This is a genomic window from Candidatus Omnitrophota bacterium, from assembly GCA_023819145.1.
Lineage (GTDB): Bacteria > Omnitrophota > Gorgyraeia > DTHP01 > DTHP01 > JBFWKV01.
In genome coordinates, this window is sequence record JAMWCW010000014.1 from 26,075 (window position 1) to 37,097 (window position 11,023).

11 protein-coding genes and 4 tRNA genes are annotated in these 11,023 nt (G+C 36.4%); all 15 read right to left on the reverse strand.

What is annotated here, in order from left to right; genetic code table 11:
- Positions 1–67: 67 nt before the first annotated feature.
- On the reverse strand, positions 68–604 hold the full coding sequence (locus NC818_06760) for a deoxyuridine 5'-triphosphate nucleotidohydrolase (protein ID MCM8784451.1): 537 nt from the start codon (positions 602–604) through the stop codon (positions 68–70).
- Positions 594–1,922, reverse strand: a complete 1,329-nt coding sequence (locus NC818_06765; GenBank protein ID MCM8784452.1) for a hypothetical protein — start codon at positions 1,920–1,922, stop codon at positions 594–596. Before NC818_06765 ends, NC818_06760 begins: the two co-directional genes overlap by 11 nt.
- A gap of 12 nt (positions 1,923–1,934) precedes the next feature.
- On the reverse strand, positions 1,935–3,380 hold the full coding sequence (locus NC818_06770) for an amidophosphoribosyltransferase (protein MCM8784453.1): 1,446 nt from the start codon (positions 3,378–3,380) through the stop codon (positions 1,935–1,937).
- The gene (mazG, locus tag NC818_06775; GenBank protein MCM8784454.1) at positions 3,377–4,069 is read right to left on the reverse strand and encodes a nucleoside triphosphate pyrophosphohydrolase; all 693 of its coding nucleotides are present in this window, start codon (positions 4,067–4,069) and stop codon (positions 3,377–3,379) included. The genes NC818_06770 and mazG overlap by 4 nt, the downstream gene beginning before the upstream one ends.
- A gap of 124 nt (positions 4,070–4,193) precedes the next feature.
- Positions 4,194–4,448, reverse strand: coding sequence for a hypothetical protein (locus NC818_06780; protein ID MCM8784455.1), 255 nt, complete (start codon positions 4,446–4,448; stop codon positions 4,194–4,196).
- Between the two features lie 140 nt (positions 4,449–4,588).
- Positions 4,589–5,059 (reverse strand): PTS sugar transporter subunit IIA, encoded by a 471-nt coding sequence (locus tag NC818_06785; protein MCM8784456.1) that lies wholly within the window; start codon positions 5,057–5,059, stop codon positions 4,589–4,591.
- Positions 5,060–5,108: 49 nt separating this feature from the next.
- Positions 5,109–5,181 (reverse strand) — tRNA-Gly (locus NC818_06790).
- 346 nt (positions 5,182–5,527) lie between these two features.
- A tRNA-Leu gene (locus tag NC818_06795) sits at positions 5,528–5,608 on the reverse strand.
- A gap of 7 nt (positions 5,609–5,615) precedes the next feature.
- A tRNA-Lys gene (locus tag NC818_06800) sits at positions 5,616–5,689 on the reverse strand.
- Between the two features lie 168 nt (positions 5,690–5,857).
- Positions 5,858–5,934: transfer RNA gene (locus tag NC818_06805), tRNA-Arg, on the reverse strand.
- A 291-nt stretch (positions 5,935–6,225) separates the two neighbouring features.
- Entirely contained in the window at positions 6,226–6,660 is a 435-nt protein-coding gene (locus NC818_06810; GenBank protein ID MCM8784457.1) for a hypothetical protein, read from the reverse strand.
- Between the two features lie 48 nt (positions 6,661–6,708).
- Positions 6,709–8,418, reverse strand: a complete 1,710-nt coding sequence (locus NC818_06815) for a tetratricopeptide repeat protein (protein MCM8784458.1) — start codon at positions 8,416–8,418, stop codon at positions 6,709–6,711.
- A gap of 201 nt (positions 8,419–8,619) precedes the next feature.
- The gene (locus tag NC818_06820; protein MCM8784459.1) at positions 8,620–9,786 is read right to left on the reverse strand and encodes a LamG domain-containing protein; all 1,167 of its coding nucleotides are present in this window, start codon (positions 9,784–9,786) and stop codon (positions 8,620–8,622) included.
- The gene (locus NC818_06825; GenBank protein ID MCM8784460.1) at positions 9,719–10,153 is read right to left on the reverse strand and encodes a GxxExxY protein; all 435 of its coding nucleotides are present in this window, start codon (positions 10,151–10,153) and stop codon (positions 9,719–9,721) included. Before NC818_06825 ends, NC818_06820 begins: the two co-directional genes overlap by 68 nt.
- 136 nt (positions 10,154–10,289) lie before the next feature.
- Positions 10,290–10,871 (reverse strand): prepilin-type N-terminal cleavage/methylation domain-containing protein, encoded by a 582-nt coding sequence (locus NC818_06830; GenBank protein ID MCM8784461.1) that lies wholly within the window; start codon positions 10,869–10,871, stop codon positions 10,290–10,292.
- Positions 10,872–11,023: the final 152 nt, after the last annotated feature.

Here is an 11,023-nt window from a genome sequence, read left to right on the forward strand (position 1 = left end):
TTCCACCCCCTTCTATTAAATCTAAAACTCTAAATAAATTAAACTCTAACTCATAATTTATATATTTTTATTCTTGGGTTTTAAATTTTAAGTTTAAATTATATATTCCTTTATAGCCTTCTTTTACCTCTTTAACTCTTAAAAAGACCAATTGTACAATACGGGCATTTTCTTTAATCCTTATCCCCTTGGGATTCTCTATTACTAGTATAAATTCACTTTTTCCTGTAAATCCTGCGTCCCATACACCTGTCTGAGTAAAAGCACCCATCCGCAAAAGGGAAGTGCGGGGAAAAGCAAGTGCTACCAAATCACGAGGTATATTACATATCTCATTGGCAACTATTTTATACACCCCTTTTTTAAGAAACCACCAGCCATATTTATCTTGGGAGGATTTCTTAAAGGGTTTTCTTTTGCCTGTTTCTGACAACAATCGCTCTCGGTTAGAAAAATCCAACGCTCCTCTTTCTTTGAAGACATGAATCTCATCCACTGTAAGGTCAAATCCATTAGGAGTAATCTGTTTGTCTAAATCAATGTACCCCTCAATCAATTTAATTTTTTTTATCAACCCCCTAATCTCGTCTCCATTAAGAACCATAAACCTCCTTCCAGATAGCCCTATTTTCCATACATAGATATACAGGAATTCCCCTCTTCCTTTTCTTAATCCATGAATAAACCTTTTTGTATATCATTATACGCAATTTATGATGATATCTCAACTTGTTATCAAAACCCAAGAAGAGTTCTTCATCAAGAATTTTATTATCCGGAAAACGGTTCTCGATGATTTTCTTTAACTGGGGATTAAATCTCAATGTTCCCAAGCTAATCCACGCAACTTTATCCTTGGATATGTTTTTAAAAATTAAATTTAATAAACCTCGATAATCATCTTCCCAATTTTTATGATAGATTAATGGGTCTAAATGAAAACCTACTCTATAACCATGTTCAGCACAAAACTTAGCAGAAGCAATGCGCTCTTTTAATGAAGCAGTATAAAACTCAAGAGAATCTATAATGCTTTGAGGGTTTAAAGACCAAGAAATAATGATGTTGTTTGCTGGCTTTATGTCTAAAAGGTTATCTATATTTTTTGATTTTGTTTTAAATTCAAACAAAAGCTCTTTCCGTTCACGGAAAAACGATACCAAATCAAGAGACCACTTAGTTACATCATCGAGGGCAAGAGAATCGCTGAATTCTCCATTTCCTAACCTTGGTTTACGAAAAAGTGGCGAATTAACGAAATTACGCGGTAATTTTTTAAAGAAGTCGTTAAGATTAGCGGGGATAACTATCCCTGGGGTATTTTTTAAATAAATCTGAAGATAACAATAAACACAATCGTAAATACAACCTACACCAAGATTCAGAACATTGTAACCGCAGGAAACGGATTTTTTTGTACAGGGGCACCTTTTGAAAAAATCGTATCGCTCACGTATGATAAAGATGTTATCTCTTCTATAATTATATTCACCTATATCAAATTTTTTATCCTTCACATAATCCTTAAGCGAATCTATCTCTATAATTTTAGCGCTAGGGAAAAATTCCTTAAACCTCTGCACAAGATAACTATTCTTTATTTCTCTTTCTACGTAAATATTTTTGGGTAAGAACTTAAATGATCTCTGGGATTTAAATCTATTTCGAGCATCCAGCTCTAAATCAGGAAGATATAATTTCAAACCGTTACCACTTCTAAAGCTGGGGTATCTTCTTTTTAATAGGTTACTCTTTAGGCTTCTATAATCCTTATATTCTGTATCAGGAATTATTTCTGTAAAAGGCAAATTATCGCGTTTAGCTATCTCAAAAATTAAACGCATAACTTCTCTTTTCTTATTTATGCCAAATGATGGGAATCTATACTTTACATATTCTTCTATTTTTCTAAAGTCGGGCATAAAGGCAGGTTTTTAATTTACTTGGTTGTTTCTTAACATTACTTTACTATCCTTTGCCAAACGCAAACATTTGCCTGTCCAGCAATAAAGACAAAGCTCATCCTCTGGTAGACCGATGGCTCTTATCATATCTTCAAGGGTCTGATATCTTAAAGTAGTAACCCCTAAATCCTCGGCAATCCAATCCACCATCTTTTGGTATTGGGGATTTTGGTAGTCAAGATATGCGGAAACATCATCTGTGTCCTTGCCTTCTAAATATCTAATTGCCCGACGAGCAGCAAGTTCATGAATAGTTCGCGTAGAAAAATTGAATTTACAAGGAAACATAAGCGGTGGACAGGCAACGCGCACATGCACTTCTCTTGCACCGCTATCCCAAAGTTTCTTTATGGTAAAATTTTTTAGCTGAGTCCCTCTCACAATAGAATCTTCGCAAACAACGATACTTTTTCCTGCAATTATTTCTTTAATCGGAACAAGCTTCATTCTGGCTATTAAATCCCTTGTCTCCTGTGAAGGAGGAGTATAGCTTCTTCCATATCCGGGAGTATATTTTACTAACGGCCGACGATAAGGTTTGCCCGATTCCATGGCGTATCCCAAAGCATGTCCTATACCTGAATCGGGAACGCCAGTTACAAGGTCTATAGCAATGTCTCTATCCCTTTTTGCCAAGAAACTTCCACATCTTTCCCTCACTATTTCTACATTTATCCCTTCATAACTGGAAGCAGGAAAACCGGTGTATATCCAGAGAAAAGCACAGGTTTGTTTTTTATTTCCTCCAGAAACCTTTTGCACCATACCACTATCATTTATCAGAACTATCCCTCCTGGCTCAAGATACTTGACAATCTCAAAACCTAAATTAAACAATGCCGAGGTTTCCGTAGTTACTGCCCAAGAATCATTACGCTTACCGATTATAAGCGGAGTGTATCCCAACTTATCTCTTGCGGCGTAAATACCCTCTTCCGAGAGGATAAGCAAAGAACAAGAACCTTCGATAACCCTAAAAACATCCTCAATACCATCTACAATATCATCTCCGCGACTGATTAACTTAGCCACCAATTCAGTTTCATTAATCGCGCCTCTGCTCGTTTCGCTGAAAGACGCTCCTTGCTCCATTAGATAAGAAGCTAACTCTTTCTTATTCTCTACAAAACCATTGGTGACGATGCAAAAAGGACCAAGTTTTGATTTTAGATAGATGGGTTGTTCATCGGAAGAACTTATCACCCCTATGCCTTTATTTCCATCCATTCTCTTTATATCATCATAAAACTTTGCCTTGAATTGTGAATAACTTATATTATGAATCTGACGCACAAATTCTTTTCCCAAAATAGCTATTCCACCATATTCTGTACCCAAATGCGAATGATAGTCTATCCCATAATAGAGGCTCTCTGCACAGTTATTCTTAGAAACCACTCCAAAAATTCCGCTCATTTTATACTTCCTTTACATCTCCTCATATATTTACTTGTCGCATCATTAAGCACAGTCTCCGGCTCTATCTTCAAAAGGCGAGCGAGATTAACGATGTTAAACAACAAATATCCAATTGCTCTCTCTAACCCGGATAATTTGTCCCCATTCTTTATCTTAATTTGCAACTCTTTTATCCCCCCTTCTACTTTTCTAAGAGTGCTTGGGATATCACTTTGTGCTAATCCTAAAAGCGACAATTTATTTTGCACCTTTATTGCTTTATGGAGTGCAGGAAGTATAGGGGGAATATCATCAAATATAGAACCATTCGATTCTTTAATCTTCCGTTTATGCCAAGCTTCTATAACCTTATCTATTCCCATAATTTTCTCTTTTTCAAATACATGAGGATGTCTTCTTATCAATTTACTATAAATGCATTCGATTACCTCATTGATAGAAAAATGCCCTTTTTCTTTGGCAAGCCGTGTATGAAAAACTATTTGATAAAGAAGGTCTCCCAATTCTTCCTTTAGCTTATGGGGATTCTTCCGGTCAATAGCATCCAGGACTTCGCAGGTTTCCTCTATTAAACATATCTTCAGAGAACGATGATTCTGTTTTCTATCCCAAGGACATCCATGGGAAGAACGCAGGATATCCATCAAGTTTACAAGACGAGAGAAAAGAAAATCGCTCTTTTTCATAAACAATAAATAAAAAAGGAATCAATAGCTCCTTTTAAAAAGATTACCCCGATAATGAAAAACGGATGTTTTCTTTAATCGGAATGCTCGTGTTTCATAATTACTTAATCTTAAGAATGGTTTTTTAGGAAACTACTTTAAACACTTTATCATGAGGATGGACTCTTTGTTCTACTTTTATACCTACCAACGCTCCTGCCTTTGCTTCTTCAACATTCTGATGTTCTACCTGGATAGAAGAAACTACTTGTTTAAAATCGGTAGAGTGTCCTTTAATGTGAATAGTCTCTCCCACTTTTAGAACATCAGAAAGCTGGATAATACCCACATTGATGTTTCCGTAATAGTGTGTAATTGTTCCAATTTCTTTTTCCGACATAACTCACCTCCTTTCTTTTTTACTTAGAACAGCAGTTAATAAATCATCAGGAACAAAATAAGAATAACCAAATTAAATATAAATACTTTAAACCCACTGGTTATTTATGCGTTTTCATTTTTTTGCGCTCTCTATTTCTTTTAAAACTTCTTCTGGTCCTCTTCTTTTATAATATTTATAATTTCTTTATCGTCCTTTGCTTTAATGAGTGCATCTCTTAAATATTTGTCTTTAAGCAACCGCGAAATTCTTGCTAAAGCCTTGAGATGCGGACCTGCAGAATCTTCAGGAGCAAGCAACAAAAAGAAAATAAAAACTGGTTCCCCATCTAAGGCGTCAAAGTTTATTCCTCTTTTGGAAATCCCCATAGCAGCGGTAAGTTCTTTTAAACAATCACTTTTACCGTGAGGAATAGCAATTCCTTGTCCGATGCCTGTGCTTCCTAAAGCCTCACGATTCAAGATAACCTCAATTATCTTCTGCTTATCTTTATCTTTTAATTTTCCCGCTTTGATTAACAAATCTACTAATTCCTCGATAACTCCCTTCTTATCCAAAGATTTCAAATCAGAGTTGACTGCCTTCTCACATAAAAATTCTGTTATTTTCATCTCTGCTCCTTTCTTTTTCTATTTAACAATTTAACTATTATTTTTATCAAGCGGGAGACGGGTTTCGAACCCGCGACAACAGCGTTGGCAACGCTGCGCTCTACCAACTGAGCTACTCCCGCGTCGTTCACTCTCGATTACTCAGCCTCTTGCCGTAATTCTACCGCTTATTATTTATCTAAATCCTAATTCCTTATGCAACGGCGTTCACTCCCCAAAGGGGCTCTACCCCTATGGCGCTCGCTCATCTTTATTCGCTCGCTGTTACCCCGAAAGCGTGAGGGAACTTTTCCCCACAACCCCTTTTAGATTTTTGGCAGTTAGTATCTTATAGATATCCATTAATTATCCTGCATTGCAGGATAACTGCCCAAAATCTCTCAAATTTTAATGACGGCATTAAACAAAATCTGCACCAATCTGTGTTTGATATTTAAAACCTATTTGAATCTATGTCATCTGTTATTTTGCGGACGGAGAGAGTCGAACTCTCAACCCAAAGGGATACGGTTCTAAGCCGTACGCGTATGCCAATTCCGCCACGTCCGCTTTTCTCTGGGCCGTGCAGGAATCGAACCTGCGACCTTGGGATTAAGAGTCCCCTGCTCCACCTATTTGAGCTAACGGCCCTACGCAGTAAACTCTTATTTTATTACCGCAATTTAATTATTTTAACAAAGAATACAAATTTCTGCAACAAACTATTTCGTCCTGCAGAGGATATAAATCTATCGTAATCTCCTTTGGCGCGCCCGGGGTGAATCGAACATCCAACCTAATGGTTCTCCCGTAACTCATTGGCGCCCCGAGCAGGAGTTGAACCTGCAACCTTTGGGTTCGAAGCCCACTACTCTAGCCAATTGAGCTATCGGGGCATGAATGGAAAACGGGATCCCGAAGAAATTCTATAGTAGTGAACTACATTCGGGAGAATCCAGCCACTCTATCCTATTGAGCTACGGGCACATCCGACAATATCCCAATGTCAATCTCGCGAATTTACTATAGCCGGGAAACCTACTATTCTATCACTACTCCTAAGGTAGGTAATTGAGCTAAGGAAACAAAGAAAATTTGTATCAGTATAACATAAAAAATATATTTTCTCCAATAGAAAAGAATTTGTTTTGAGTTTAGGGTTTAGAATTTGTGATTTATGGGTTTAACTAATAAGCTTCTTCCCACTTCAATCCCGCAGGTTTCACTGCTACGCCGTGTGCAGGTGAATAATTTGAATATGTCCCATTAGTAGCAACTGCTCGTACTCGATAGACATACCAGTTGTTATCGCTCAAGTTATTATGAATGAAACTGGTAGCGGTGTAATTTGCCGGCGTAATTCCCGCAAAAACATTGGTAGGAGAATTAGTAGAAAAAGGATAATTGGAATATTCTAAATTATACCAGCTGGCACCAGAAGCAGAACTCCATTCTACATAAATGCTTCTTTTTTGTGGATGAAGTGGTAAAGCTCTTACCCAAGAGGTCAAAGCAGAGGGTGCAGATTGTTGAGAAAAAGCATACCTTATCATCCGGTAATCAAAAATAAGAAAACTAACCACCATTATCAAAACCGACAATAAATTAACTAACCTTTTCATTTTTGCGTTATTCCGCGTGGTTCTCAGCGTAAATCTGCTTCTAATCTTTTATTCAAAGATCAGCTGCCTTATCTGCCAGGCATAATATTCTTTTTTATTCTTACTTAATACAAAATCAAATTCCCTTAATGCTCTCTCAATATCCCCTTTTTTAAAATAAACAAATCCCAAATTATAATGTGCATTAAGATATTCAGGGGAAATTTCTATTGCTTTCTGATAGTAATCTATAGCTTTATCTAAATTATTTATCTCTGCATACACATTTCCTAAATTTGTATAGGAGAATATAGAACTACTATCAAGACTTATTGCCTTTTCCAAATACGCTTTTGCTCTCTGCCAATCCATGATTTTAGCATAAAGTGTCCCTAATTTAAAATAAATTTGCGCATCTGCTTTATTATTCAAAATCTTTTCCTCACCCTCTTTCCTTATTATTTCAATCTCACTCAAATTTACTTTTAACCTTCTTACTGAATTGTGATATTCTTGGCTCATCTCAAAATTGTAAAAGGCTTGCTTTAGTAAAAAAATACCTAAAATTACACAAACAAGAAAAATAATTATTCTTTTATATAAAATTGATTTTTGTAAAGATTCTTCTTTCATTTTCTCTATACTCCCTGCAATACCCATTATAAACCAGAAAAAAATTGCTGTAAAAAGAAAACGCAAGGAGACATCAAAAAGATTAACTAGTAAAATCCCGCTTAACGAACATAAACCTCCCAAACTAACCAAACTGAAAAGACTATCTTTACTCTTTAAATTTTTCTTTAACATAACAAAAGTTTTACCAAGAATCCATAAAAATAGACCCAAGCCCACTATGCCTAATTCTGCAGTCAAAGTTAAAAACTCATTATGGGCATTGTTTACAAACTGGTCAGGATAAATCTGACGCAATGGTTGAGGAGAAAACTTAGGAAAATAGATGGGCAAGTTCCCCACTCCCCAACCAAAGAGCCATTTCTCTTTAATTAACCTTAATGCTCCCTGCCAGATATAAATCCTATCTTTCAAAACAAAGAAGGGAAGGATTTGCCGAAAGAAAATTAATCCTCCTATAATCGCTATAATTAAAATTTGGTAGAAACGTTTAAAGTTCTTTTTATTCCCAATAATTTCCTTATAAAATCCCAGACCAAAAAATAAAATTAAAGAAAATATCCCCCCACCAATTCCTGCTCTACTTTTTGTAAAAAAAAGGGCGATTAAAAATACCACAGCAGAAATAAAAAAAAGAAATTTCTCTTCTTTATCCTCAGTATGATAAAACCTTACCAGCGAAACAGGTATTAGAGAAACTAAAAAACTGGCAAAGAGATTAGGATTACCAAAACTCCCCACAAATTCTATCTGATAGAGAAAACTGTAAAGACAAAGCAGTAGAGAAGAAAAAATCCAGAGGTTAAATAAATAGTTAATTTCTTCTTTTCTCCTTGAAGAATTAACCAAAAGAAAATAAAAAGCAATTAAAACGGAACTATTTAAGAATCTATAGCCGGAGGCACTTTTAAAGGGAGAAAATAGATAAGAAATAAATAGCCAGACAAAATATAGAAAAAGTGGCGTATCAAGAGAGGTCTTCGTGTAAAAATTTTCTTTAATTAAATAGCCAAAAGATCCGATAAAGAGAAGTATTCCTACAATCGTATAAGCAAGAAAAACTTTATAATTAATCCAATCTACATTGGGAATTATAATCTCTAAGATTAGTAATAAACAAATTCCCCCGTAAATTATTCTCTTCATACCTTAGTTATTTGACAAATTAAGTTCAACACAAAATGTCAAATTATACCTCTATGGCAATCCATATTTATTTTAAAATATTCTCTTCTTTGTCTACTACTTTTTCCGCGTTTTTCCGCGTTTTGTTCAGCGCATATCAGCTTCTACACTTTTTAACCACTTACCCATTTAACTATTTAACCTTTTAACCATTTAACCAAATCAATATATCCGTGGCACATTCACACTCACCACCCTCTGTGCCGGGGCTTTATCCAAAGAAATCACCTGTTTTGCTTCCACACTGCTTACCGAGGTAAGCAAACCATTCTGCACGGCAGTGGCCATAAAACTTACAGAGAAAGAGCAATTGGATTGCCCAAGAGGATTAAAACCCGTTCCGGCAGCTAATCCTACAGGGGAAGGCTTATACACTCCGGTAGTAGAGGTTGCTCCATAAACAGTCCCATTATTTCCCTTTCCCGAAGAATCAATTGATGTATAACCTGAAGCAAATTTCCACCAGCCAACCAAGCCGGTTCTATTCAGAGGCATTTTGTAATTGTAAGAATATTGAATCTCTTCTTGAGTTAAAGCACGATTGTAGATACGCACCTCATCAATGATGCCTTGATAGTAAACTCCAGTATAACCATAACCAATAGTTACATTATAAGTGGAGGCAGTAGCACTTGCATAAGCGGCGGCAGTAGAAGTAAGTAAATTGCCATCCTTATACCAGTAAAGCATCATATTAGTCAAATTTCTTACAAGAGCAAAATGATGCCATTCGTTCTGAACCACAGAATTTGCTCCTGAACCAAATCCCTGATAAGGCGTACACCTTCCTCCACAGGTTCCATAGTAAAAAGAAATACTACCATTTGTTTCTTGAGTAAAAGCAAACTCTCCACCGTAAGCTTTATCTAGAATATTTTGTCTACCCTTAGCGATATTCGTAGGCTTTATCCAGAACTCTACTGTTAAACTACCGGTAACCTTTAGGGAGGAAGAATCTCTCACATTTACATAATCATCTGTCCCATCAAAACTCAATGCATCAGAATCCACAAGCCACATTGGATCAGAACTTAATTGCATTAGCCCATATTCCACTCCTGCCTCAGCAAGATAATAGGCCTGCGTGGAATATAAAAGTTGATATGATGACTGATTATTGACAATCATTAAAGTTATAAGTACCAGTCCAATAATCACAAAGACAATAATAATATACAAAACCATAGTCAAGACAATCCCCTTTTGATTTGTAGAAGCAGAGTTACGCTGCAAACTACGCAGATTTACGCCGAAATTAGTATTAATCAGTGCAGTCCTGCGTTGCCATCTGCATCTTTCTGTTTCTATACTTTTCACGTGCCTTATCATAAATACGCCTTTTTATCTCCAATTTCTCACTACCAAAATTTATCAAAAATCCCAATTTATAATCCGAAGCTTTCAAATAATACCAAAATTGCCTCTCATCTTCTTTAGTTAAATAGGGTTTTACTTTGAGCTCAATCAATATTTTATCATTAACCACTAAATCTGGCACATATACTCCCACTTTTTCATCTTTAAATCTGACTTCTATCTTCTTATCTATCTCCGGAAATAAGCCACGCTCTTTTAATTCTTTAACCAGAGCCTTCCGAATTACCGATTCCTTAAAAGCTCCTCCAAATTCTTTCCATACACAAAAACACGCCCCTCTTATTTGATATGATTCTTCTTTATATAATAATTTGTCCATTTCCGCGTGGTCATCAGCGTCAATCTGCCTCTACGCCTTTTCTGCGTATATCTGCGTTGCTATCTGCGTCATTCTGCTTCTACGCTTTTTCTGTGTCGTTCTGCGTTGCTATCTGCATCATTCTGCTTCTACGCTTTTATTCTCCCGAGGTATAAAAATTCCTCAACTGAATATCGGTATTAAGCGTTACATCTTGCTCGGGAGAAGGCATATCCAGCACCAAATCAACCCTTACGACGCGCACTGCAGTGGTAGATGTCGTAACTGCACCATTTTTATCATAATAACTAAAAGTCAAATTATTTACACTCTTCGCCAAAGAAACAAAATCGTTTGCTGCTGCCATATTGGTTTTTTCACTGCGCCACAAAGCATTGTTGGTAAACTTGTAGGCAATTACATAGGTTGTTCCGCTTAAAACCGCATTAAACTGTATATCCGTGGCATTCATGGTAGTGATGGTAAAACGTTCCGCTTGACGCAATTCTCGGGAAAGTCTTTCCAGGGCAACTCTTCCTCGGTCTACAATATCGGTTCTGGCTGTTCCTCCCATCCAGACCTTTAATCCCTGAGTAAGCATATAGGTAAGACCCACAGAAAGAATTCCCACAATGGCAATGGCAATGAGTAACTCGATGAGAGTAACAGACTTCTTTATCGCTAAAACACGCGAAAGCCAACGCGAAAATACGCTAAATTTTATTCCTTGCCGTGTCATAGACCCTCCGAATAATCTCAACTTTATTTGCTGAGCCAAAATTAATCAAGTAACCCACTTTATACATTGAAGATTTAAGGTAATGCCAGAATTGCCTGATCTCCTCTTTGGTTAAGAAGGAATTCGCCTTTAATTCAATTAGAATTTCATCA